The 22,907-nt window shown below is 73.0% G+C and carries 17 protein-coding genes and 1 tRNA gene; 6 read left to right on the top strand and 12 right to left on the bottom strand.

Annotated features, from left to right (window positions below; genetic code table 11):
- The first annotated feature begins 113 nt into the window (after positions 1-113).
- Positions 114-1,022: a helix-turn-helix domain-containing protein gene (locus ACIBK6_RS09680; protein ID WP_399050330.1), complete on the top strand. Its 909-nt coding sequence runs from the start codon at positions 114-116 to the stop codon at positions 1,020-1,022.
- 18 nt (positions 1,023-1,040) lie between these two features.
- Here ACIBK6_RS09680 and ACIBK6_RS09675 read toward each other — a convergent pair whose 3' ends face one another.
- The 8 genes from ACIBK6_RS09675 to ACIBK6_RS09640 form a co-directional block, all read right to left on the bottom strand.
- Positions 1,041-1,484 carry a DoxX family protein gene (locus ACIBK6_RS09675; RefSeq protein ID WP_399050328.1) on the bottom strand — a complete coding sequence of 148 codons (444 nt, stop codon included), beginning with the start codon at positions 1,482-1,484 and terminating at the stop codon, positions 1,041-1,043.
- A 173-nt stretch (positions 1,485-1,657) separates the two neighbouring features.
- Positions 1,658-4,513: a condensation domain-containing protein gene (locus ACIBK6_RS09670; RefSeq protein ID WP_399050326.1), complete on the bottom strand. Its 2,856-nt coding sequence runs from the start codon at positions 4,511-4,513 to the stop codon at positions 1,658-1,660.
- On the bottom strand, positions 4,503-6,341 hold the full coding sequence (locus ACIBK6_RS09665) for an amino acid adenylation domain-containing protein (RefSeq protein WP_399050324.1): 1,839 nt from the start codon (positions 6,339-6,341) through the stop codon (positions 4,503-4,505). Before ACIBK6_RS09665 ends, ACIBK6_RS09670 begins: the two co-directional genes overlap by 11 nt.
- 1 nt (position 6,342) lies before the next feature.
- Positions 6,343-8,226 (bottom strand): non-ribosomal peptide synthetase, encoded by a 1,884-nt coding sequence (locus ACIBK6_RS09660; protein WP_399050323.1) that lies wholly within the window; start codon positions 8,224-8,226, stop codon positions 6,343-6,345.
- Positions 8,226-11,426 carry an amino acid adenylation domain-containing protein gene (locus tag ACIBK6_RS09655; protein WP_399050322.1) on the bottom strand — a complete coding sequence of 1,067 codons (3,201 nt, stop codon included), beginning with the start codon at positions 11,424-11,426 and terminating at the stop codon, positions 8,226-8,228. The genes ACIBK6_RS09660 and ACIBK6_RS09655 overlap by 1 nt, the downstream gene beginning before the upstream one ends.
- Before the next feature lie 141 nt (positions 11,427-11,567).
- Complete coding sequence (locus ACIBK6_RS09650) at positions 11,568-12,860, bottom strand: condensation domain-containing protein (RefSeq protein WP_399050321.1); 1,293 nt, start codon at positions 12,858-12,860, stop codon at positions 11,568-11,570.
- Positions 12,861-12,948: 88 nt separating this feature from the next.
- Positions 12,949-14,262, bottom strand: a complete 1,314-nt coding sequence (locus ACIBK6_RS09645) for an MFS transporter (RefSeq protein WP_399050319.1) — start codon at positions 14,260-14,262, stop codon at positions 12,949-12,951.
- A gap of 365 nt (positions 14,263-14,627) precedes the next feature.
- Positions 14,628-15,065, bottom strand: coding sequence for a DUF6299 family protein (locus tag ACIBK6_RS09640; protein WP_399050318.1), 438 nt, complete (start codon positions 15,063-15,065; stop codon positions 14,628-14,630).
- A 339-nt stretch (positions 15,066-15,404) separates the two neighbouring features.
- Between ACIBK6_RS09640 and ACIBK6_RS09635 the strand changes: the two genes are divergently transcribed.
- Complete coding sequence (locus tag ACIBK6_RS09635; protein WP_399050317.1) at positions 15,405-16,538, top strand: glutamate--cysteine ligase; 1,134 nt, start codon at positions 15,405-15,407, stop codon at positions 16,536-16,538.
- Positions 16,539-16,810: 272 nt separating this feature from the next.
- Positions 16,811-17,458 carry a hypothetical protein gene (locus ACIBK6_RS09630; RefSeq protein WP_399050316.1) on the top strand — a complete coding sequence of 216 codons (648 nt, stop codon included), beginning with the start codon at positions 16,811-16,813 and terminating at the stop codon, positions 17,456-17,458.
- A 75-nt stretch (positions 17,459-17,533) separates the two neighbouring features.
- Here ACIBK6_RS09630 and ACIBK6_RS09625 read toward each other — a convergent pair whose 3' ends face one another.
- From ACIBK6_RS09625 to ACIBK6_RS09615, 3 genes are all read right to left on the bottom strand, one after another.
- Positions 17,534-18,235 carry a ribonuclease H gene (locus tag ACIBK6_RS09625; protein ID WP_399050314.1) on the bottom strand — a complete coding sequence of 234 codons (702 nt, stop codon included), beginning with the start codon at positions 18,233-18,235 and terminating at the stop codon, positions 17,534-17,536.
- A 198-nt stretch (positions 18,236-18,433) separates the two neighbouring features.
- Positions 18,434-18,507: transfer RNA gene (locus ACIBK6_RS09620), tRNA-Met, on the bottom strand.
- 87 nt (positions 18,508-18,594) lie between these two features.
- Positions 18,595-18,780, bottom strand: a complete 186-nt coding sequence (locus ACIBK6_RS09615) for a DUF1059 domain-containing protein (protein WP_399050312.1) — start codon at positions 18,778-18,780, stop codon at positions 18,595-18,597.
- Positions 18,781-18,975: 195 nt separating this feature from the next.
- Here ACIBK6_RS09615 and ACIBK6_RS09610 point away from each other — a divergent pair, with 195 nt between their 5' ends.
- Together ACIBK6_RS09610 and ACIBK6_RS09605 are read left to right on the top strand one after the other, a co-directional pair.
- On the top strand, positions 18,976-20,124 hold the full coding sequence (locus tag ACIBK6_RS09610) for a serine hydrolase domain-containing protein (RefSeq protein WP_399050310.1): 1,149 nt from the start codon (positions 18,976-18,978) through the stop codon (positions 20,122-20,124).
- Positions 20,125-20,261: 137 nt separating this feature from the next.
- Positions 20,262-20,441 carry a hypothetical protein gene (locus ACIBK6_RS09605; protein WP_399050308.1) on the top strand — a complete coding sequence of 60 codons (180 nt, stop codon included), beginning with the start codon at positions 20,262-20,264 and terminating at the stop codon, positions 20,439-20,441.
- 102 nt (positions 20,442-20,543) lie between these two features.
- Here the strand turns inward: ACIBK6_RS09605 and ACIBK6_RS09600 are convergent, their stop codons facing one another.
- Positions 20,544-21,575 (bottom strand): PHP domain-containing protein, encoded by a 1,032-nt coding sequence (locus ACIBK6_RS09600; RefSeq protein ID WP_399050306.1) that lies wholly within the window; start codon positions 21,573-21,575, stop codon positions 20,544-20,546.
- A 285-nt stretch (positions 21,576-21,860) separates the two neighbouring features.
- Between ACIBK6_RS09600 and ACIBK6_RS09595 the strand changes: the two genes are divergently transcribed.
- Positions 21,861-22,832, top strand: a complete 972-nt coding sequence (locus tag ACIBK6_RS09595) for a trypsin-like serine peptidase (RefSeq protein ID WP_399050303.1) — start codon at positions 21,861-21,863, stop codon at positions 22,830-22,832.
- Positions 22,833-22,907 lie beyond the last annotated feature (75 nt).

Below are 22,907 nucleotides of genomic sequence, written 5' to 3'. Positions count from 1 at the left end.
GGTCGACTTCCGCCTCCCGCCCGTGAGATGGGGCCTCACGTGGATCCAGGTCGGCGGCTGTATGAAGCCTCGCCGAGTGCACGTACGGCGGCCAGGTACGCTCGGGACCTGTCATGGTGAAAAACGGACAGCCTCGCCCGACACCGCAGCGGGCCCAGCCCATTCGCAGCGTCGCCTACCGCAGCCCGCAGGACGGGCCGCTGGGCGTGGAAGTGATGTCGTTCGCGCGGCTGAGGGCACTGGGGCCGGCGTCACGCAGGGCGGCACCGCAGCGCCCCGAGTTCCATGTGCTGGCGATGGTGCGGGGTGGCTGCGGCCATCACACCGTGGACTTCACCCGCCACCCGCTCGGTCCGGGCAGTGTGTTCTGGATTCGCCCCGGCCTGGTGCACCAACTCGACGGTGTCGAGGAACTCACCGGCCAACTGGTGTTGTTCCAGCCGGACTTCCTTTCACCCGGCACTCTCGCCCACACGGCCGCCGAGGACGTCTTCGGCCCGGTGTGCTGGACACCCGGGCGGCCCCGGCTCGCGGAGCGGGCGCTGGATCACCTGGGTGCGGAGTTCACCGACGGTGCGGACGCGCCCGCCGGAGCGCGCGCCGAGGTGCTCCGGCAGCTGCTCGCCGTCCTGGTGACCCGGCTGCTGCCGGTGGACGATCGCGCCGGGCTTCCGACGACGGACACCGTGTTCGCCCGGTTCCGGGCGGCGGTGGAGCGCGACTTCGTCCGGCTGCGCCAGGTCTCCGACTATGCCCGCGCGCTCGGCTACGCGCCGCGCACCCTGGCCCGGGTCACCCTCGCCGCGACGGGCATCGGGGCGAAGGAGTTCATCGACCGGCGCGTCGCCCTGGAGGCCAAGCGCCTCCTGGTCCACGGAGAGCTGCCCGCCGCGCGCTGCGCCGCACGCCTCGGTTTCGACGACGCGGCGAACTTCACCAAGTTCTTCCGGCGGTGCACGGGTATGACGCCGGGCGAGTTCCGCGCTGCCGCCCGGCCCCGTGGCCCGGGCGGCAGCCGCTGAGGTGCGGGGTTGCGCGGTTCAACCCCGCGTGCGGATGAGCTGCGGGAGTTCTGCCAGGCGGGCCCTGCCGTGCCAGGCGACGGCGAGCAGCGGCACCATGAGGATCAGCGGTGTGGCGGCGTTCTGGCCGTCCATGACGAGGATCTGGGTGACGAACGCGCCCGCCATGAGCGCGACCAGGGACAGGGCGGCCAGGCTGGACAGCGCGGGGATCAACAGCGCTACGGCGCCCGCGAGTTCCAGCGCGCCGATGGCATACATCCCGGCACTGCCCCAGCCCATCCGGTCGAAGACCGAAGTGGCCGCGGACAGGGCGAGCAGCTTCGGCAGGGCGCTGGCGATGCCGTAGAACAGCGCGAGCACGATCCGTACGGTCGCCATCGCCACGGTGGCACGGCGGTTCCGGGGAACGGCTGCGGTGTCCGCATACGTGGGTGCGACAGTCGTGGTGGCCTCGGACATGGTGGGCTCCTCCGTGAAGGGGGTGAGGCCGCCAGTCGGCCTTCAGGAGGAGAGACCGGGGCCGGTCCCGAAACTCATCGGCGGGGACGGACCGGATGTGCCCGCAAGGTCTGCGGACGCATCCGGCGGCGTACACGACTCAGTACCCGGGTACGGACCTGGTGCCCGGGTGCTCAGGAACCCTCAGGCGTGATCATCGCCGCGAGTACCGCGTGCAGGTCCTCGCCCGGCCGGGGGCGCAGGGCCGCGGACAGGCGGTCCGCGCGGTAGTGCCAGCGGTGGTTCAGGTCCGGGTGCACCGCGTCGTCCAGCGTGACGGTGCTGTCGCTGCGGAGCAGGGCCAGCAGCTCCGTTGTCAGGTCGGGCCAGGCCACATGTCCGCTGACCGCGTTGGCCACGCCGTGGACCGGTGCGTCGAGGCAGCTGGTCACGGCGCGGGCCAGGGCGGCGGCGTGCACCCAGGGCGCGCCGTACCAGTCGTGGCCGCCGGTACCGGGGGCCGGGAGGCTGATGGGCCTGCCGTTCAGGGCGGCCTGGTAGAGCAACCCCGTCGCGCCCCAGCGCAGTTGGTCGCGCAGCCGGTCGTGGGCGCCCCACACGATGGGCGAGCGTACGGCGCTGGCGCCGCCCCGCCCCCCGGTGCGGGCCGCCCGCAGCAGGAGCCGCTCGCAGTCGAGCTTGGCCTGGCCGTACGCGCTCAACGGCTGCTGGGACGGCGCCTCCTCGGCGACCCGCGCGGTCGACGGGTGGCCGTATGCGTCGACACTGCTGACGAAGACGAAGGGGCCGCCGCGCCAGGCGTCGACCATCGCCTCCATCGCCGCGATGTCCACCTCGGGGCGGGTGAAGGTGCAGGCGGCATGGATCACCGCGTCGGCGTTCTCGACCGCCGCGCGCAGGCTGTCCGGGTCGCTCAGGTCGCCCTCGATGACCTCGATGCCGTCGGCGGCCACCAGGTGGGCCGACTCCGGGCGGGCCAGCGCGAGCACCGGCCGTCCCCGGGCGGCCAGTTCGCGCAGCACGAACGCGCCGACGCCGCCGGTGCCGCCGGTCACCAGGACCGTGCCCGCACGGGCCCGGCGCGGACGTGCGACCGGCGGCGGTGCCGCGGCGACGGCCGCCGACCGCTCTGCCTCGCGCGCGTCCAGGAGGGCCGCGACGGCTCGTGGTGTACGGGACTGCAGGATGTCAAGGCCGGTCATCGGCACCTTGTGTGCGGTCCGCAGGCGTTCGGCGAGTTGGACGGCGGCCAGCGAGTGTCCGCCGAGCGCGAAGAAGTCGTCGTCCGGGGCGGGGCTCCGGCCGAGGAGACCCGCGAAGGCCGCCGTGACCGCTTCGATGCGGCGGCTCCTGGGCGGCGTGGGAACCGGCGCCCCGGGCAGGCGGGCGGCGTCCACCGTTCCGTCGGCGGTGCGCGGCATCGCGTCGAGCAGGGTGACGGCGGCTGGGACCAGTTCACGCACCAGCGTCTTGCGCAGCTGGGCGCGGAGCCGGGCCGGCGACGGGCCGCCGGTCCGGCGCAGCACGGCGTAGGCGAGCAGAGGCCCCTCGCCCAGGTCCGGCACATGTGCGTCGGCCACATCGGGGTGGGCCCGGAGGTGGGCTTCGGCCGGGTGTGCCGCGTCGTGCGCCGGTCGCGACGCCTCGCCGGGCAGCCGGGACAGCCGGATCGCGGGGTCGGCCGCGACGGCGGTCAGCAGCTCGGCGAAGCTCGCCCCGAGGCTCCGGCCGGTCTCGTCGGCCAGGGCCGTACGCCCGTACTGGACCAGGCTCGCGGGAGCATCCGTATCCATCAGGGCGAAGGTCAGGTCGAACTTGGCCTCGCCGACGCCCACTTCGACCGGGCGCGCCCGCAGGCCGGGCAGCCGCAGCGCGGTCGGCTCCCCCAGGACGTCCGAGGTGACGCGGACCAGGGCCGTGCCATCGTCGCCCCGGGCGGTGGCGCCGAGGCGTTCCAGGATCAGGTCGAACGGCACCTCTCGGTGCTGCTGCGCGTCCAGGAGCGCATCGCGGACGCGCTCCACGAGGGTGGCGAACGCGGGGTCGCCGGACAGGTCCACGCGCACGGGAAGGGTGTTGACGCACAGCCCGACCAGGCCGCGCATGGCCTGTCCCTCGCGGTGGGTGGCAGCGCAGCCGATGACGAGGTCGTCCTCGCCGGTGAGCCGGTGCAGCGCGGCGAACGCGGCGGCGAGCGCGACGGTGAACACCGTCGCGCGGTGCTGCCGTCCCAGCTCGCGCAGCGCGGGCAGCACCTGCGCACCAAGCGGGGCCGTGCGGGTGGCCGCCGGGTGCTCGGCCGCGTCGACGGGTACGGCGGCGGGCCGGGGCAGTCGCGGCGGGGTGGCTCCGGCGAGGCGGCGGGTCCAGTGGGCGAGGCCCTCATCGAGGCGGCCCGCGTCCGTGTGCTCGCGGCGCGCGAAGTCGGCGTACTGCGGCGGCTCCGGCTGGACACAGGGGCGGCCGTCCGCGGCGGCCCCGTACAGTTCGGCGAGTTCCTCGGCGACGGTCTCCAACGAGCCGCCGTCGATGGCTATGTGATGGAACGTCAGCAATACGGTGTGGTCCTGCGGTCCATGCCGCAGCACGAGGGCGCGCGGGACGGTGCCCGCCGCGAGGTCGAACGGCCGACGGGCCTCCTCGGTCAGAAGGTCGGCGCCGTCACCCTGGGTCTCGACCACCTTCACGGCGATCGTCTCCGGTGCGGGCACGGGCTCCTGGTACGGCTCTTCGCCGTGCCGGCCGTAGCGAGTGCGCAGGATCTCGTGGCGGCGTACCAGCGCGGTGAGCGCCGTGCCGAGGGCGGACACGTCGAGCGGGCCGTGCAGCCGGGTGGCGAACGGCACGCTGTACTGGGCGCTGCTCCGGCCGAGCCGTTCCATGAGCCACATGCGGCGCTGGGCGTGCGAGAGCGGGGCGGGGCCGAGGTCGCGGGCCGGGGCGGGCACCGGGGTGGCCGTTCGTCCGGCGGCTCGGGCTCGGGCTCTGCGCAGCAGTTCTTCCTGGAGGGCGGCGGTGTCAGTGGCCATTGGTGTCCTCGGGCGCGTCGGGACGCAGATCGGTGTGGGCGGCGAGCAGGGCGCGCTCGACCAGTGCGGCGTGTCCGGCCACCGTGGGGGCGGTGAAGAAGTCGGCGAGGGACAGTTCGACGCCGAGGTCCTCGCGCAGCTCTTCGGTGACGACGAGGGCGAGCAGGGAGTGGCCGCCGAGTTCGAGGAAGTCGGCGTCGGGCCGGGCCACTTCACAGCCAAGGGAGCGGCTCCACACGTCGGCGACGGCCTGCTGGAGCGGGGTGAGCGGCTCGGCGGCGCCGGATGCGGCCGCGGCGCCGAGGTCGGCGAGCGCCCGGCGGTCCACCTTGCCGGACGGGGTGAGCGGGAGGCGGTCGACAAGGGTCAGCTCGTCCGGGACGAGCTGTGCGGGCAGCAGGGCGGTGAGGCGGGCAAGCAGCGCATCGGAGTGGGGCACCGGTCCCGGTGCCGCGACCACGAAGGCGGCCAGGCGGGCGTCATCGGGGGTGGGGCGGCGCACCGTGACGGCCGCGTCGTCCACCTCCGGCTGTTCGCGGAGCACATGCTCGATCTCCCCCGGTTCGATGCGGAAGCCGCGCACCTTGACCTGGTCGTCGGTGCGGCCGTGGAAGTCGAGGACGCCGTCCGGGCGGGCCGAGACGAGGTCGCCGGTGCGGTAGACGCGGCCGAGCGAGGGGTGGTCGACAAAGCGTTCCGCGGTCAACTCCGGCTGCCCGGTGTATCCGTGGGCGAGCCGGGTGCCGCCGATCCACAGTTCGCCGCGCCCGCCGGCGGTGACCGGCAGTCCCGCCTCGTCGAGGATGTGGGCGGTCGCCCCGGCGACGGGCCGGCCGATGGGCACCGGTCCGTCGCAGTCGGCGTCGGTGACCCGGTGGGCGGTGGCGAACGTGGTCGTCTCGGTCGGACCGTAGCCGTTGACCAGCTCGATCCAGGGGAACGCGCGCAGCACCGCGCGGGCGTGCTGGGCCGCCATGGCTTCGCCACCCACGACGACCGTGCGCAGCAGTGTGAAGACGCGGGAGCGGCGGGCGGCGAGCTGGTGGAAGAGGGCGGTGGTGAAGAACGCGACGGTGACGCCGTGCCGCTCCACGTCCTTGGCCAGGTCCTCGAACGAGGGCCGTTCGGTGGTGCACACCACGACGGCCGCACCGTTGGCGAGCGCCGACCACACCTCGAACGTCGAGGCGTCGAACGTCGCCGGTGAGTGCAGCAGCACCCGGTCGCGCGCGGTGACAGTGACATAGGCCGGGTCGCTGACGAGGTGGGCGATGGCGCCGTGTGGGACGGCCACGCCCTTGGGGCGTCCGGTGGAGCCGGAGGTGAACATGATGAACGCGGTGTCGTCGGGGCCGGGCCCCCCAGTGGACATCTCCGCGCACGTCAGCTGCGCGTCGCCGGGCAGTGCCAGGGTGGCGCCCGTCCCCCCGGCCGTTTCGAGCAGTTTGCTGTCGCCGACGGTCAGGGTGGCGCCGGAGTCGGCGAGCATCGCCTCGGTGCGCGGCCTCGGATGCGCCGGGTCGAGCGGCACGCAGGCCGCGCCCGCCCACCACAGGGCGAGCTGCGCGACGACGGTCCTGGCCGAGCGGGGCATCAGCAGCGCCACGGAGTCACCCGGGCGTACCCCCTTCTCGTGCAGGTACGAGGCCAGGCGGCGGGCGGCGGAGACGAGCTGGGCGTACGTCAGTGTGGTGTCGCCGTCCGCCACCGCGAGGGCGTGCGGGGTCTGCTCGGCGTGCCGCGCCACCAGGGCGGGCAGGCCGGTCCGGGTGACGGGCACGGCGGTTTCCTTCCGGTGGCCGAAGAGGGGCTGCGGGGAGCGCGTCATGTCAGACCGCCTCGGTTCGTGCGGCGGTGCGGCGCTTGTCGAGTACGGCGGCGATCGCCCTCAGGTCGGGCTGTCGCAGCAACTCCGGTGCACGCAGCCTGACTTGGGCCTCCTTCTCCAGCACTTCCAGGAGCCGGGCCGCGAGCAGGGACGTGCCTCCGGCGTCGGTGAAGTTCTCGTCCAGAGCGGTCCCGGGGCGGCCGAGCAGGTCGCGGACCGTGGCAAGGACGAGCCGCTCGCTCGCGCTCGCGCCCTCCGGCAGGTCACCCACCGAAGCAGAACCGGTGGCGGTCTCGGTCTCGGTCTGCTTGAGGAGCGCGGCCCGGTCCACCTTGCCGTTGGCGTCCAGCGGGAAGGCGGCCACGATCCGCACGGCGGAGGGCACCGCCTGCTCGGGGAGCCAGGCCCGTACACCGGCCAGCAGGTCGTCCGCGGCGGGCGCGGCACCGGCGGACGGCAGTACGTGCGCGACGAGCCGGGCACGGCCCTCGGTGTCGCGGGGGGCGGTGACCACGGCGCTGCGGACCGCCGGGTTCTGCTCGAACGCGGCCTCGACCTCGGCCGGTTCGATGCGCACTCCGCTGATCTTCACCTGGTCGTCCAGGCGGCCGAGGAACACCAGCCGCCCGTCGTCCAGCATGCGCACCCGGTCGCCGGTGCGGTACATGCGGTCCACGCCCGGCAGTTCGCGCGGCGGGGCGGTGAAGCGCCGTGCGGTCAGGTCCGGGTCGAGGTAGCCGAGGGCCAGGCCGGTGCCGCCGATGCGCAGTTCGCCGTCCTCGCCGCGCGGCAGAAGGGTGCCGTCCTCGTCGGTGACGGCCACGGTCGCGCCCGCGATCGGGAGGCCGATGGGCGGCGCGGCGTCGACGTTCACGTCGGGGTCGCCCGCCCGCATGGCGTGGGTGGTGGTGACGACGGTGGCCTCGGCCGGGCCGTAGGCGTTGTGGACGGTGGCGGTCACGTCGGGGCCGGGGCGGCGGCGCATCCGGTCGCCGCCGACCATGAGGTGACGGAGCTTCAGATCCTGCGGCCAGGGCCGGTCCAGGAGCGGTTCGACCATGGGGGTGGCCGAGACGACGCACGTCACGGCGGCTTCGCGCCACCAGTCGGTGAGCGCGGCCGGGTCCCAGCGGACCTCGTCCGGTGCGGGCATGAGCGCGGCGCCGGAGGTCAGACCGGCCCACAGCTCCAGCAGGTGCGGGTCGAAGGCGACGCCGATGAGCAGGGACTGCCGGTCGCCGGGGGCGAGCCCGGTCTCCGCGCGGTACCAGTCGAGGAGGGCGGCCAGGGCCGGCTCGGCGACGGCGACCGCTTTGGGGCGGCCGGTGGAGCCGGAGGTGAGCACGGCGTACAGCGCCTCGGGCGGGGCCGTCCGCGCGCCCGGCGGGACGGGGGCGAAGGCCGCGACGACGGAGGCGGCGGCGTTCACACCTTCGCGCGGAAGCGGCAACTCGACGTGTTCGACACCTTCATGACGATTCGTCAGAAGCTCGGGGTCGCCTATGAGGCATACGACGCCGATGTCTTCGGTGACGGCGGCGATGCGGCGCTCCCCCGGGCGCGGGCCGAGCGGCAGGTAGACCGCCCCGATCCGGGCCAGCGCGATCGCGGTGGCCACCAGGGCGGCCGAGCGGTCCAGGCACACCCCGACCAGGTCGCCGGGCCGCACCCGGTCGGCCAGTACCTGGGCGACCTCGTCGGCCGCGCGGTCGAGTTGCTCGTAGGTCCAGCGACACTCCCCGTCGATCAGCGCGGGAGCCTGGGGCGAGCGGCGTACCCACTCCTCGTAGCGGGAGAGCACCCCGGGCTCGGCGGCCTCGGGAAGGGGCGCGCCGTGCAGGACGCTGAGAGTAGCGATCTGACGGTCCATCAACTGTTCGCTCATCACGACTCCTTCGGCGTGGTCGATGCGGCGGCGAGGACGGGGGTGGCGGTTCCGGCGAGCGCGCGGGCCTGGTCGGCGAGGACGGGGTTCTGGAAGAACAGGCGCAGCGACGGGCGGTCGCCGAGTCGCGGTTCCAGCCAGGCCGCGAGCTGTGCGGCCAGCAGCGAGTGTCCGCCGATGTGGAAGAAGTGCGAGCTCTCCTCGATGCGGTCGTGACCGAGCACCTCGCGCCAGCCCTCGGCGAGCAGCGCTACCGCGGGGTCGTCCGGCAGCGCGGTAACCGTCGCCGTGGCCGCTGCCTCGGCCGGGGCGGCGGGTGCGAGTTCGGCGGCCGTGCGAGCCAAGGCCACCCGGTTCGGCTTGCCGCCGGGCAGGGTCGGCATGGTGTCGAGGAGCACCCAGCGTCCGGGCACGAGCGCGCCGGGCAGGCGGCGGCTCAGCTCGGTGTGCAGCGCCTGCTCGTCCCACTCCTCGACTTCACCGGCGCGCTCGCGGAAGCCGACGAGGCGGGGGCCGCCGGCCGCTTCCCGGTCGAGGACGACGGCGCAGGACCGGCCGCCGAGCGCGGCCGAGGCGGCGGCCTCCACCTCTTCGAGTTCGATGCGGTAGCCGCGCAGCTTGATCTGGTTGTCCCGGCGGCCCAGGAAGCGCAGCAGCCCGTCCCGGCCGCGATAGCCGAGGTCGCCGGTGAGGTAGACGCGCTCGCCGCCGAGCGCGTCGATCGTGACGAAGCGGGCCGCGGTGGCCTCGGGGTTGCCGACGTACCCCTCGGCCAACCCGGCCCCCGCGACGGCCAGTTCACCGACCGCGCCGGTGGGCAGGGGTCGCAGGCTCGCGTCCAGGACGTGGACCCGCTCGCCGGGCAGCTCGCTGCCGAGCGGGATCTCCGCCCCTTCCACCAGGCTGTCCGGGGTGATCTCGTGCACGGTGGAGCTGATGGCCGCTTCGGTCACGCCGTACACGTTGAGTACGGAGAACCCCGTGTCGGTGCCTGCTCCGGTGTCGGCGAGGAAGGTGCGCATCGCGTCGGCCGGGATGCGTTCGCCGCCGAGCACGAGCAGCCTCGGCGTCCAGCGGCCCTCCTCGATCACCGGCCGCAGGTCCTCGCGGGCGGCGAGGAAGTAGCTGGTGGGCAGGTTGGCGACGGTGACCCGGGCGGCGGCCAGGAGCTCCGCCAGCTCGCCGCCGGTGGGCACGTCCGGCTCGGGTGCGACCAGGCAGGCGCCCGCGTACAGCGACGGCAGGACCTCTTCGAGGGCGACGTCGAACGACGGCTGGGCGAACAGGAGCACCCGGTCGCCGACCGCGAGCGCGAACCGCTCGGCCGCACCGGTCAGATGGTTCTCCAGGGCGGCCCGGCCGACCGCGACCGGCTTGGGTATGCCGGTCGAGCCGGAGGTGTGGATGATGTACGCCGCTCCCGGCACGGGGTCCGCCGAGCGTGCGGGAGGCAGTGTGACGGCGTCGGCGTCGGCACGGGGGAGGCCCTCGGGGATCCGGACCGGGCTGCCCTTGGAGGTGAGTACGAGCGCGGGGGCCAGCCGGTCGAGCAGCAGCTCAAGGCGGGCGGGCGGGTCGGACGGCGAGAGCGGGCAGTACACCGCACCGGTCCGCAGGCAGGCGAGCAGTGTCACCACCGAGTCGGCGCCGCGCGGCAGTACCGCGGCGACCGGCTGACCGGCCGTCACTCCCGCGTCACGCATCCGCCGGGCGAGGGCGGCGACCCGCGCGTCCAGGTCTCCGTAGGTGAGGATGCGGGCGCCGGTCAGGAGTGCGGGCCGGGACGGGTCGTGCGCGGCGGCGGGGTCGAGCGGGTCGCGGTCGGACGCGATCGAGGGGAGGGCTGCCGCTGCGTCCGTCACCGGGGGCAGCGCGAGGTCGGCGAGGACGGTGGCGGGCGCGTCGAGGTAGGCCCGCAGCAGGCCGAGGAACCGGTCGGCGAGCAGCGTCGCCACGTCCTCGCCGAACAGGTCGGCGTCGTAGTCCCACACCAGCGTCATCCCGGGGGCGCCGTGGCGGGGGCCCACCCCGCGCCGGTCGTCGGGCAGCAGCACCACATCGAGGTCGAAGCGGGTGGTGCCGGTGTTGAACCCCTCGAACAGGGTGATGTCCAGGCCGGGCACGTCGATTTCGGGCAGGGCCGCGTCGTGCGCGCTGAACATCACGCTGAACAGCGGGTTGTCGGCGCCCGAGGTGTGCAGTCCGAGGGCGCGGGTCAGTTCCTGGACCGGCACCTCCTGGTGCGGGAGCGCGCGGATGAGGGTGTCGGTCACCTCGTCCATGGTGTCCTCGGCGGGTGCGTCAGGGTCGAGGCTCAGTCGCAGCGGGATGGTGTTGACGAACATGCCGACGGCGTCCTCGTAGCCGCGCGGGCGGTTGCCGACGGCGGTGCCGACCACCATCTGCGAGCGTCCGCTGTGCCGGCGCAGCAGTTCGGCGAAGAGTCCGAGCAGGGTGGCGAACGGCGTCAGTCCGCGTTCGCGGGTGTGGGCGCGCAGCCGCTCGGCGAGGTCCGCGCCGATCGACTGGCGCAGCTGGCCGCCGTGGTGGCGGCGCCGCGCGCCGGGCCGGGCGAGACCCGGCAGCGGCATGTCGTAGGAGGCGTCGCGCAGTTCGGCGGTCCAGTGCTCCAGGCTCGCGCGCTGTTCGTCGGCCCGGGTGGCGGCCGTCTGGGCGCGCACATGGTCGGCGTACGAGGTCGCCGCCCCCAACTCCGCCGTTTCCCCCAGGACTTGGGCCCGGTAGACGGTGAAGACGTCGTTCAGCAGGATCGCGAAGGAGTGGCCGTCGTGGATCAGATGGTGTTCCACGTGGATGAGCCGGTGCTGGTCGTCGGCGAGCTTGACCAGCGTCCAGCGCAGCAGCGGGGCCTCGAAGGTGTCGAGGGGGGTCTCCGCCTCGGCGCGCAGCAGTTCCTCGAAGGCGGCTTCCGGGTCGGCTTCCCAGGTGATGTCCACGGTACGCAGCCGCGGCAGGCACACATCGGCGACCCGCTGGCCGGGCATCGCGCCCGCCACCGGCACGAGTTCCAGCCGCAGACCGGCGTGCCGGGCGAGCGTGGCGGCGAGTCCGCTGCGCAGGGCCTCGACGTCGAGGGTGCCCCACAGGTCGAGCGAGGCGGTGAAGTTGTAGGCGCGGCTGCCCGGCTGCACCTGTTCGTGCAGCCAGACGATCTCCTGCGAGGAGGAGAGGGGAAGCATGGGCGATCCCTTGGGTTGTCGGGTCGGTGGGTGCGGGGCACGGTCGTGCGCCCGCGCGGCGGTGCGCCGGCCGGTCCGCGGATCGCGCGGTACGGCCGGATGCTGGGAGTTGAGGGGGGGTACGCGATCGTGCGGCTGGGTTCAGCGGGCCGGGGCCGGGGCGGGCAGTGCTCCGCGCAGGGCCGCGAAGGCGTCTTCGGCCGCTCGGTCTTCGAGGACCGCGCGGTCCCACACCATGCGGAGGAGGAGTTCGGGGCCCTGGGTGGCGGAGACGGCGAAGGGGGCTCGCACCTGCCTGCCGTCGATGTGCACCTCGCGCCCTGCCACGGCGCCGAGCCGGAGCGGGGTGCGGTGGCGGGCGTCGTCCACGGTGAGCAGGCCGTCGAGCCGGCCCGACCACCGCGCGCCGCCCGAACGGGCCGCCCGCACCACTTCGTCGAACGGGGTGTCGGCCCGGTCCAGGTCGTCCCACCACTCGGTGGCGGTCATGTCGGGCATCCCCGTGTGGCTCGTGTCGGCGGGGAAGACCACGGTGTTGAGGAAGCAGCCGAGCGCGGGCTCGGCACCGGGTGGGCGTCCGCCCCACGGGTAGCCGATGGGTGACACCGCTGCCGTCCCGTAGAGGACCGCGGCCGCGGCGCGGCAGGCGTCGAGCAGCACCGGGAAGGGGACTCCGGTCGCAGGCGATGGGAGCGTCAACTCTATTGCTCCGGTGGGGAGTTCAGCGGTGGTCGGCCTCGTGCCGGGCAGCGGTGCCTGCTCGCGGACGGTGCGCAGCCGTGCCCCCCAGTACGCCAGTGCACGGGGTGAGCCCGCGCGTTCTTCGGCGTCGAGCTGGCGCAGGACGGCGTCCCGGTAGGCCGCGAGCTCCGCGGCCGCCTCGGCGGGCGGCAGATCGTCGGGGCCGAGGCTGTCGCGGTAGGCGGCGCCCAGTTCCTCGACGATGCGGGCGAGTGACTGGCCGTCGCAGGCGGTGTGGTCCAGGACGACGGCGAGGACTTCCTCGTCGGCGCCGGGGCCGGGCCGGGCGAGGAACAGCCGCAGCGGCGGACCGTCCGCGGCCCAGCCGGCCAGGGCGCGGCGCAGCGCGTCGTGGGCGTCCTCACCGGGCGCGCGGGCCACCTGGTGCAGCGGCACATCCGCCGGACCCTGCTTCAGTACGGGCGTGGCGCGCACCACGCACGGCCGGGAGCGCAGTGCGGGATGGCGGGCGGCCAGGTGGTTCGCCGCGGCCCGCAGCCGTGCCGGGTCGACGGTGCCGCGCGGGAAGGCGAAGAACATCGGGACGATGTCGGCGCGGCCGGCGGGATCCAGGGAGCGCACCAGTAAGAAGCGCCGCTGGGCGCCGGTGACGGGCAGTAGGCCCGCCGCGGGGTCACCCGCGCCGAGGCGCCGGTAGCGGGCCAGATACTGGCCCGTGATGCTGGGAAGCACGTGATCCTCTCTCGGGGGTTGGGATCTTTCATCGGGGTCGAACATGAACTGCCGTGTAAAACAAGGGCGTTGACCGGACAGGCTGCGGTCAGGCGACGGAAGCGGGCTCGTCGTGGCCGGGTGTCGCGTCCTGGTGGGCATCGTCCTCGGGGTGCGTGGTGGACGGGAGTTCGCGCATGGCGCGCAGCGGGGAGAGCAGGAGCGGCAGGGGGACGACGAGGAAGCCGAGGGCGCAGATCCACAGGGCTGCCCGCGCGCCGAGGCCGTCCGCGACGGCGCCGCCGACGAGCGCGCCGAGCGGCAGGGTGCCCCACATCAGGAAGCGCAGGGTGGCGTTCATCCGGCCCAACAGGCGTGGTGGGCACAGCGTTTGACGGAAGCTCACCTGGGCGACGTTGTAGACCACCGCGCCGAAGAAGACCACGGCGGAGGCCAGTGCGAAGAGCGCGGCGGCGGGGCCCTTGCCGGACAGCGGCCACAGCAGCGCGAAAGGCCCGGTGACCAGCGCCGAGAGCCAGATGATGCGCGCTTGGCCGAACCGCCCGGCCAGCCGACCCGCGCAGAGCGCTCCGGCGAGTCCGCCCACGGCCGACGCCGAGAGCATCACGCCCACGGCGGCGGGCGCCAGGTCGAGCACGCGTACCAGGAAGACGGTCTGGGTGGCCATCAGCATCGCGGTGAAGAAGTTGCCGAGACCGGTCGTGCCCGCGATGACGCGCAGCAGCGGGTGGCCGAGCACGAAGCGCAGGCCTTCCGCCACGTCCTTGCGCAGGGATGCGCCGGGCACCGGCTCGGGCCTGGTCTCGGGCTGCCGGATGCCCAGGAGGAACAGGGCGGACACGGCGTAGCCGATCGCGTCGGCCACGATCGCCAGATGCGCTCCGACCAGTTGCACGAGGCCGCCGCCGAGACCCGGCCCGGCCACCTGTGCCGAGGAACGCACCGTCTCCAGCGCCCCGTTGCCCGCCACCAGGCTTTCCCTGGGCAGCAGTTGGGGCAGATAGCTCTGGTGGGCCACGTCGAAGAAGACGGTGGCCACGCCGGTGATCAGGGCGACGACGTACAGCTGGGCCATGGTCAGTACGCCCGCGACGGCACCGAGCGGAACACTGGCCATGGCGACGGCGCGTACCGCGTCGGCCCGGACCATCAGCGACCGTTTGCGCATCCGGTCGACCCAGGCGCCCGCGGGGAGCCCAATGAGCAGGAAGGCGGCGGTCTCGGCGGCGGTCAGCATCCCCACCTGGAAGGCGGGCGCCTTGAGTTCGAGCACGGCCACCAGGGGCAGTGCGACCAGGGTGACCTGGGCGCCGGCCTGGCCGGCCGCGGCCCCGGCGAGCAGGAGGCGGAAATCGCGCATGCGGAGCAGGCCGCCGGCAGCGGTCCGGGACGAAGGGGACATAGACGCGACCTTCATCGCGGACCGATCAGGAGTCAAAACAAAGAGGACGTTTTCGGTCGTTTCTTTTACTATCTCGACACTGGATCAAGAAAATCTTCGGCCAGGTCAGGGCAACGGCCGGATGAATTACACGTGTTGGGGCTCTCGGCGGTGGGCTCGCCCACATGCGGGACGCGTTGCTCCGGGCGGGAGTGCACCTCCACACCCCATGCGTGGAGGTATGTCCGAAACTCACCGCCCGCACACTTGCGGAGGCAACCAGAACGCCGCTCAGACGTCGGGGGAGCGATCGGAACGCCGCCGCCCGCGCCCGCGTTCCTGGCGGACGCGACCGGCGGCGCTCGGCGATCCGGCACCGGACGGCGTCAGTTGGCGGCGGGACGCAGATCCAGTCCGTGGCGGTCGGCGGCGAAGACGACGGGCAGCGGCAGACCGCTGCGCGTGTCCAGCTGGAACAGGGTCGTCTCGATCTGGGCCGGTCCGGGCGTCAGCGGATCCCCGAAGGAGGGATTCTCCTGGTTGACCCAGGTGTGGTCGGCGCCGTCGCAGATCGCGACCGTGCCGCCGATGCCGTGCCCCACGGAGCCCCTCCGCACGGTGCTGGACACGAAGACGGGGCCGGGATCGGACGGCTTGGAACAGCGATAGGTGCCCGAGACGGTGACCGTGCCGTCCTTGGCGACCGTCCCCGTGGGGTTGGCGGACACCGATCGGGACACGGCGGCACCGGCCGGGACGGTGGCCGCGCCCAGCAGGGCTCCGGCAGCGGCAACGGCCCCGGCGGCAATAAGGCTTACTCGCACCCGCAGATCTCCTTCATCCGTACGTTCATGTGGCGCGCGAGTGCGGCGGAGTCCACGCCCGCTCCCGCGCCCCAAGGAATACCCCCATCCCGCCCGCCCGGCGGGGATTCCCCCCGGTCAGCGGCGTGTCCGTGCGAGCTCCGCGGCCGGTGCCCGAGGGGCGGCCGACGCGCGCGGGCACGGTGTGGGCACGGGGGCGGCCGGGGGTTCCGGTTCCCCGGGTGTGACCGAAAGAGGGCCCCCTCACCAGGAGTCGGGGAGGGGGCGAGCCGGGCATGCTGGTGCCCCCGGCCGTTTTCGTGCCGCCCGACCGGCCTCTGACAGCAAGGGAGCGTCATTTTGCGCACCGTAGGCGTGGAAGAGGAACTGCTCCTGGTCGATCCGGACACCGGGGAGCCGTGCGCGCTGTCCTCGGCAGTGCTGGCGCGTCTCGCCAAGTGCGCCGCCGAGGGCGGCGGAGCCTGCGAGGAGACGTTCGGCAAGGAACTGCAGGGCCAGCAGCTGGAGTTCGGCACCCGGCCGCAGACGGAGATGGACGAACTCGGCGCGGAGATAGTGCGCTGGCGGAGCGAGGCGGCCCGGCATGCCGCCGAGGCCGGGGTCGCGGTCGCCGCCCTCGCCACCTCTCCCCTGCCCTTCCGCCCCGCGCTCAACGTGGGCAGCCGGTACCACTGGATGGAGGAGCAGTTCGGGCTGACGACCCTGGAACAGCTCACCTGCGGGTGCCACGTCCATGTGTCGGTCGACTCGGACGAGGAGGGCGTCGCGGTCGTGGACCGGATCCAGCCCTGGCTGCCCGTACTCACCGCGCTGAGCGGGAACTCGCCGTACTGGCAAGGCCATGACACCCGCTACAACAGCTACCGGAGCCGGGTGTGGGGGCGGTGGCCCATGTCCGGGCCGACGGCCGTGTTCGGCTCGGCCGAGCGCTACCACACGCAGGTCGATGACATGGTGACCAGCGGGGTGCTGCGGGACCGGGGCATGATCTACTTCGACGCCCGCCTCTCCCACCGCTACCCGACCGTCGAGATCCGCGTCGCGGACGTGTGTCTGGACGCCACCACCACACTCCTCGTGGCGTGCCTGGGCCGGGCGCTGGTCGAGACCGCGGCGCTCGACTGGCGGGCCGGGCGGCCGCCGCTGGGCCACGGGGTGAGTCTGCTGCGGCTCGCCGCGTGGCGGGCCGCGCGCTCGGGACTCGACAGCGACCTGCTGCACCCGGTGACCATGCGGCCCGCCCCCGCACCGGTGGTCGTGCGGGCCCTGCTCGACCAGGTGCGGGACGCCCTGGACGACAGCGGCGATCTCGTCTGGGCCCGCAAGACGACGGCGGAACACCTCGCCCATGGCAACGGTGCCCGCATCCAGCGCGCGCTCCTCGCCGATACCGGAAGCCTGAGCGCGGTGGTCGCGGCATGTGTGCGCCGCACACAGGGCGAGCGCGAGCTGCGGTGCACGACATCGGAGTGAGGCTGTCGACCAGGAGGAGTGACGCCGGCGACCCACCATCGGACAGGTGTGCCGGGACCCCGCGAGGCGTCCCTTTCACGTGGGAGTGACGAGGCGGAAATGACCGTCATGCTTAGGGCGAGACATCACTCGATGTGCCCAACAGGGCTGTTGCTCCACAAGGAGCAATCACCCTGGGCGGTCCATCTACTGTCAAGTGGCTGCCCCAACACAGACGAGGCGCGTAACATCCGGCAGCAATCACGTAAGCACACACCCCGGAGGAACGACTCGTGCCGGACAGCACCACACTCCAGTCGCAGTACGCGACCCAGATCCAGAGCGATCTGCACAGCAACGTCACCGAACGCGAACACATCACCGCGCAGATCAGCACGCTCCAGGAACAGTTGAGCGTCCTGGAGGACAACCACGCCCTGCTCACCACGATGCAGCAGGCACTCGGCGACACCGCCGCGCCCGCGCCGGCCAAGGCGGCGAAAACGGCCAAGGCGGCCAAGGTGTCCAAGAAGCCCGCCGGGGCTTCGGGCCCGCGGGTCCCCAAGGCGCGTACGGCACCGAAGTCCGCGTCCGGTGCCGTGAAGAAGCAGGCACAGCCGGCTGCCACGACACGGGCGGCCGGGGGTCCCACGCTGCGGGAACTCGTCGCCGCCCACCTCGCACAGAGCGGTGAGCCGCGCTCGGCGGCCGAGATCACGGATGGTCTCACCACGGCGCACCCCGACCGGAACATCGCCAACACCGTGGTGCGCAACACCCTCGAAAACCTCGTGGCCAAGGGGCAGGCGCAGCGCACCCGGCAGAACCGTTCGGTCTTCTACACCTCGCCCGACGGCGCCGCCGAGCACACCTCCACGGGGTCGGCCGACACCGAAGTCAAGAACGAGGCGGACACCGTCACCCCTGCGGCCACCGTCTGACCGACGAGTGCCGCCGGCCCGGCGTCGACACTCCGCGACGCCCCGGCCGGACCGGTGACATGGCAGCCCCGTGCCTCACGCCACAGGGCTGCAGTCCGGGTGACCCCAGCCTTCCTCGCGCTTCATGATCTGGGTGCCCGCGGCGTACGGCTGGCCGCAGGGGCAGCGTCCGGGGAACTTCGCCTTGATGGTCCGCGGTTTGCCCGAGGAGGCCGGCTTGGCTCCGGCCGGCGCTGTGCGGGCGGTGCTGGTCCTGGCCCGTGACGGGGTGGCACGGGCCGGCGCCGGCACCGGCATCTCCTGGTCGCCCAGGGCGGTACCGGCGGGTCGCTGGGTGGCGGCCGCGTCGCTGGCGGCCTGGTCGGCGATCGCGTTCAGCGGGTCCCCGCCCACCTGGTGCGCGGGCACATGGACGAACTCGACATCCCGCTCGGTCAGCAACTGGTCGATGCTCTCGACGAGTTCACGGTTGGCGACCGGCTTGCCCGCCGCCGTCTTCCACCCGTTGCGCTTCCAACCGGGCAGCCACTGGGTGACCGCCTTCATGGCGTACTGGGAATCCATCCGCACCTGCATGCGGGTACCGGGATCAACGGCTTCCAGGAGCCGCTCCAGGGCGGTGAGCTCGCCGACATTGTTGGTGGCGGTGCCCAGCGGCCCGGCACCCCAACGCTCCGGCCGCCCCTGCGGATCGGCGATCACCCAGGCCCAGCCGGCCGGCCCCGGATTACCCTTCGACGCACCATCACAAGCGGCAACAACAACACGATCAGACATCGCCCCATCATCCCACCCGTGCCCCCCGCACCAGAAATCCCGACCCGCGACGTTCTCATACACCTCGGCGCGGGTGTGGCGGCCGGTCCCGGTGTGGACGCGCACCGCGGTGTGGACGCCCGGGGTGACACACCACGTCGGCGCCGCCGCAATGCATTCGGCCCCCCGACGCCGGGGCGTCGAGGGGCCGAATTTCCGTAGCGGGGACAGGATTTGAACCTGCGACCTCTGGGTTATGAGCCCAGCGAGCTACCGAGCTGCTCCACCCCGCGTCGATGTCCCCACCCTACGTCATGTGAGGCGGGGTTCCGACCACATGGGGCGGGGCCACAATGCGCCAGGCAGCCGCCCTCGTCGTGTCAGACAGCCACCTCGTCCTTCAGCATCGTCCGAACCTGCTCGCGCAGTTCAGGGGAGTCCGTGTGGCCGTGCACCGATGCGGCGTGCTCGGCGGCCGCCCGGACGACTTCCTCTTCCTCACCGGCGATCGTCAGGCTGCAATTCGATTCGCTGGGGTAATCCCGGCAGTCGGCAACTTTGCGCATGACACGCCTCCTCGCGGCGAATGTCTCCGTTCCAGGATCGCACCGTTTTCATCCCTTATGTACAGCTACTTCGCGTGACCGGGCCTTGCCTGACCGTTGCCCGGCCGATCGGGGGAATTCCACGGTCCGGAGCCGATGAATCCGCCCGGCAGCGGGAGTCTCCCCCTGCGACCGCACTTTCGAGAAGGTGGACCGATGACTGAGCTGCAGCACATCCTGGAGACGTACGTCGAGAAGGGAACGGTGCCCGGAGCGGTGGGCCTGGTCGCCCGCGGTGAGCGGGTCGAGGTGGCGGCCGCCGGCTCCCGCGACATCGCCGCCACCACGCCGATGACCAGGGAGTCGATCGTCCGTATCGCTTCGATCAGCAAACCCGTCACCGCGGCGGCGGTCATGACGCTGGTGGACGACGGCCGGATCGCGCTGGACGACGCGATCGGCACCTGGCTGCCGGAGCTGGCATCGCCCATGGTCGTACGCACACCGTCGGCTCCGGTGTACGACGTGGTTCCGGCCGCCAGGCCCATCACCGTGGGCGATCTGCTCACCTCGCGCGCCGGATACGGTTTCCCCTCCGAGTTCTCCCTTCCGGCAGTCACACCGCTGTTCAGCGAACTCCACCAGGCGCCCCCACGGCCCCAGTTGGTCCCCGCGCCGGACGAATGGCTCGCGCGGCTCTCCCGCATCCCGCTGCTGCACCAGCCCGGCGAGGCCTGGCTGTACAACACCTGCTCCGACCTCCAGGGCATCCTCGTCAGCAGGGTTTCCGGGCGTACGCTGCCGGAATTCCTGGCCGAGCGCCTGTTTGAGCCGCTCGGCATGGCGGACACCGGCTTCGCGGTACCGGCGGACCGGCTGGACCGGTTCACCAGCCTCTACCAGCCCCGGCCCGAGGGCGGCCTTCAGCTGGTCGACGCGCCCGACGGGCAGTGGAGCAGCCCGCCCGCGTTCCCGTCCGGCGCGGGCGGGCTGGTCTCCACCGTCGACGACGTGTACGCCTTCGCCCGGATGCTGCTCGCGGAAGGGACCGTGGGCGGCCGTCGGCTGCTGTCACCCGAATCGGTGCGGCAGATGACGACCGACTGGCTGACCCCGGCCCAGCGCGCCGCCAGCACCTTGTTCCTGGAGGGCCAGGGCTGGGGGTTCGGCGGTTCCGTCGACGTCGAGGCCATCGATCCATGGAACGTGCCGGGACGGTACGGCTGGGTCGGCGGCACGGGTACCGCGGCGTACATCGTCCCGTCCACCGGCGCGGTGACCATCCTGCTGAGCCAGGTGGAGATGACCAGCCCGACCCCGCCCGACCTGATGCGGGACTTCTGGCGGTACGGGGCCGACGCCTGAGGAGTGGCCATGCCCTGCGGGCTTCAGCCAGGTGAGGAGCTGCCACCACGGTGCGTAACCACACGCCATGCGGTGGGTGAGAAGGCGTGTCACGGTGGATGCGTTCGATCCCCCCCCACATGCAGGAGTGAAGCTCCATGGGCAAGGCCGAGAAGATCCGGGACAAGGCGAAGCAGGCTGCCGAGCAGGCCAAGGCGAAGGCGGACCGAGCCAGAGAAGAGGCTGCCGAGCGCGCCGGGGACCCCCGGCAGCAGAGCGAGGAGCAGTGGGAACGGGCTCAGCAGGCGCTGCGCGACGCCGGGACCGACCACAGCTGACCTGAGCGCGCGCGAGAGCCGGGGCGCCACCACCATGCGAGCGGCGCCCCGGCTCCGGCATGCGCCCCCGAGACGCATCCCCCAACGCCGGAATCTCGCGGGTTACGCCGGTACCTTGCCGTCCCGGGTCCAGGACAGCAGATCCTCCACCGGCCATGTGGTGACGACGCGCTCCGCCGGGACGCCGCACTCCTCCGCCCGGGCGCAGCCGTAGATCTGCCAGTCGAGCTGGCCCGGCGCGTGGGCGTCGGTGTCGATGGCGAACAGGACGCCCGCCCCGACGGCCCGCGTCAGCAGGCGGCGCGGCGGGTCGAGCCGTTCCGGGCGGCTGTTGATCTCCACCGCGGTGCCTGCCTCGGCGCATGCGGCGAAGACCGCATCGGCGTCGAACTCCGACTCGGGCCGCCCGGCGCCGGTGACCAGACGACCCGTGCAGTGGCCGAGCACATCCGCCAGCGGGTTGCTCACGGCGGCGACCAGGCGCCGCGTCATCGCGTCGGCCTCCATGCGGAGTTTGGAGTGCACGGAGACGACAACGACATCGAGTTGGCTGAGCAGTTCGTCCTCCTGGTCGAGGGAGCCGTCGGCGAGGATGTCGCACTCGATGCCGGTGAGCAGCCGGAACGGCGCCCAGCTCTCGTTGAGTTCGGCCACGATCCGCAGCTGGCTCCGCAGCCGCTCGGCCGTCAGGCCGTTCGCGACGGTCAACCGGGGCGAGTGGTCGGTGAGTACGGCCCATTCGTGCCCGAGCTCGGCGGCCGTGCGGCCCATGTCCTCGATCGGGCTGCCCCCGTCGGACCAGTCCGAGTGCAGATGGCAGTCCCCGCGCAGGGCGGCCAGGAGACGTTCCCCGCCCACGACGAGCGGAGCGGCCGCCTCATGTTCCGACTCAAGCCGCTGGAGATAGCCGGGCACCTCGCCGGCCAGCGCCTCGCGCACCACCTTCGCCGTCTTCGGGCCGATCCCCTTGACCGATTCCAGCCGCCCGGCCACCGCCGCGCGCGCCGCCACCTCGTCCGGCGTCATCGCGCCGATCGCCTCGGCGGCCGTGCGGAAGGCACGCACCCGGTAGGTGGCTCCCTGGCTGCGTTCGAGCAGAAAGGCGATCCGTTGCAGGGCGGCTACCGGATCCATGGACACCTCCTGCGGATGGGGCGACGGCACATGGCGGCGGGACCCGCCCTCCCAGCTTCCCTCAGCGGTCGGCCGCCCGCAGGTGCGCGGCATCCACGTCTCGGCGCATCACGTGTCCGCGCCCCACAAGTCGGCTCCCCATGTGTCGGCTCCCCCTGTTTTGAGCCCGGTTGGCCGTCGTGTCAGCACGGCAGGTGCAGGCGGTCGGGCCCTAACCTCTCCAAGGTGCTTATGAGACGAAATGCGCACGGTGGCAGGTGGCCGAAGGCTATGTTCGGCGCTGCCATGGGGGTTGTTCTGCTGATGACGGCGGTGGCGGTCGGCGCGCTGACGACCGGCCGGCCCCCGGTGGATGACGAGGCCGTGGCCGCGCACACCGGAGTCCCGGTCTCCTCGGCCCGCGTCACCGAACCGCTGGCCGGCCCGCCCGGCGCCACCACCGCTCACTACCTGGGCGCCTCCCCCACCGGTTCCGGGCTCGACACCGCCCAGTACCGCCCGGCCGCTCCGGCCACCCCCGCCCACCCGGAGCGGCCGACGTCGTGCGCCGCGATGCAACGCCGTCCCGAGCCGCACGATCTGCCGTCGCAGTGCTCGTACTCGGCGGTGGGGGTGTTCCTGCGCCCCGGCGGCAAGAAGTCCTGCACGGCCGGTGTGGTGGACAGCAGACACGGCGACCTGCTGGTGACCGCCGCACACTGCCTCCCGCTGGACGGGGCGTCGTTCGCGCCCGGATATCACGACGGGTCCGCCCCGCACGGCGAGTGGCCGGTCCTCGCGGCGCTGCCCGACCCCCGGTTCACCCAGGCCCAGCAAGGCGCCGACAACTGGCCGTACGACTGGGCGTTCGTCCGGGTGGCCCGGGTCGGTGGGAGGAGCGTCCAGGAGGCGGTCGGCCCGGCCTTCCGGGTTCCCGCGCGCCCGGAGCTGCTGCCCGCCGACCTGAGCCGGGTGACGCTCATCGGCTATCCGCACGACAAGCCGGGCCAGCACACCTGCACCGTGGACTCCCAGCCCGCGTACACCGATTACCGGCAGGCCCAGTGCGCCGGGTTCTCCAGCGGGGTGTCCGGCAGCCCGTGGGTGATCTCGGCGCAGGAGGGCGAGGGCATCGTGGTGGGGGTGCTGGGCGGCGCCGAGCGGGGCGGCGGCCTCACGGACGACCTCTCGTACACCGCGCGATTCGACGCGGGGCTGAGCTCGCTGTTCGCGACGGCGCAGGGAGCAGGGCCCCGGGATTCGCTGCTCGCGCAGTGATCAACCGGGCCGGGAGCAGCGCGAGTTGATGAGCGGCCGGCACCCACCGGTCATGCGCGGGCCGCCCGTCGGGGG

It is taken from the genome of Streptomyces sp. NPDC050485 (genome assembly GCF_044458185.1).
Classification (GTDB): Bacteria; Actinomycetota; Actinomycetes; order Streptomycetales; family Streptomycetaceae; genus Streptomyces.
Note: the sequence above shows the minus strand (reverse complement) of the source record. Positions and strands in the feature narration are given on the sequence as shown.

What these genes read in the sequence shown, in the direction of transcription:
- ACIBK6_RS09595 (WP_399050303.1), top strand. Translation starts at nt 21,861, where the DNA reads ATGGGGGTTGTTCTGCTGATGACGGCGGTGGCGGTCGGCGCGCTGACG.
- ACIBK6_RS09680 (WP_399050330.1), top strand. Translation starts at nt 114, where the DNA reads ATGGTGAAAAACGGACAGCCTCGCCCGACACCGCAGCGGGCCCAGCCC.
- ACIBK6_RS09655 (WP_399050322.1), bottom strand. Translation starts at nt 11,426, where the DNA reads ATGCTTCCCCTCTCCTCCTCGCAGGAGATCGTCTGGCTGCACGAACAG.
- ACIBK6_RS09670 (WP_399050326.1), bottom strand. Translation starts at nt 4,513, where the DNA reads ATGGCCACTGACACCGCCGCCCTCCAGGAAGAACTGCTGCGCAGAGCC.
- ACIBK6_RS09615 (WP_399050312.1), bottom strand. Translation starts at nt 18,780, where the DNA reads ATGCGCAAAGTTGCCGACTGCCGGGATTACCCCAGCGAATCGAATTGC.
- ACIBK6_RS09675 (WP_399050328.1), bottom strand. Translation starts at nt 1,484, where the DNA reads ATGTCCGAGGCCACCACGACTGTCGCACCCACGTATGCGGACACCGCA.
- ACIBK6_RS09660 (WP_399050323.1), bottom strand. Translation starts at nt 8,226, where the DNA reads ATGAGCGAACAGTTGATGGACCGTCAGATCGCTACTCTCAGCGTCCTG.
- ACIBK6_RS09665 (WP_399050324.1), bottom strand. Translation starts at nt 6,341, where the DNA reads ATGACGCGCTCCCCGCAGCCCCTCTTCGGCCACCGGAAGGAAACCGCC.
- ACIBK6_RS09625 (WP_399050314.1), bottom strand. Translation starts at nt 18,235, where the DNA reads ATGTCTGATCGTGTTGTTGTTGCCGCTTGTGATGGTGCGTCGAAGGGT.
- ACIBK6_RS09600 (WP_399050306.1), bottom strand. Translation starts at nt 21,575, where the DNA reads ATGGATCCGGTAGCCGCCCTGCAACGGATCGCCTTTCTGCTCGAACGC.
- ACIBK6_RS09645 (WP_399050319.1), bottom strand. Translation starts at nt 14,262, where the DNA reads ATGTCCCCTTCGTCCCGGACCGCTGCCGGCGGCCTGCTCCGCATGCGC.
- ACIBK6_RS09605 (WP_399050308.1), top strand. Translation starts at nt 20,262, where the DNA reads ATGGGCAAGGCCGAGAAGATCCGGGACAAGGCGAAGCAGGCTGCCGAG.
- ACIBK6_RS09610 (WP_399050310.1), top strand. Translation starts at nt 18,976, where the DNA reads ATGACTGAGCTGCAGCACATCCTGGAGACGTACGTCGAGAAGGGAACG.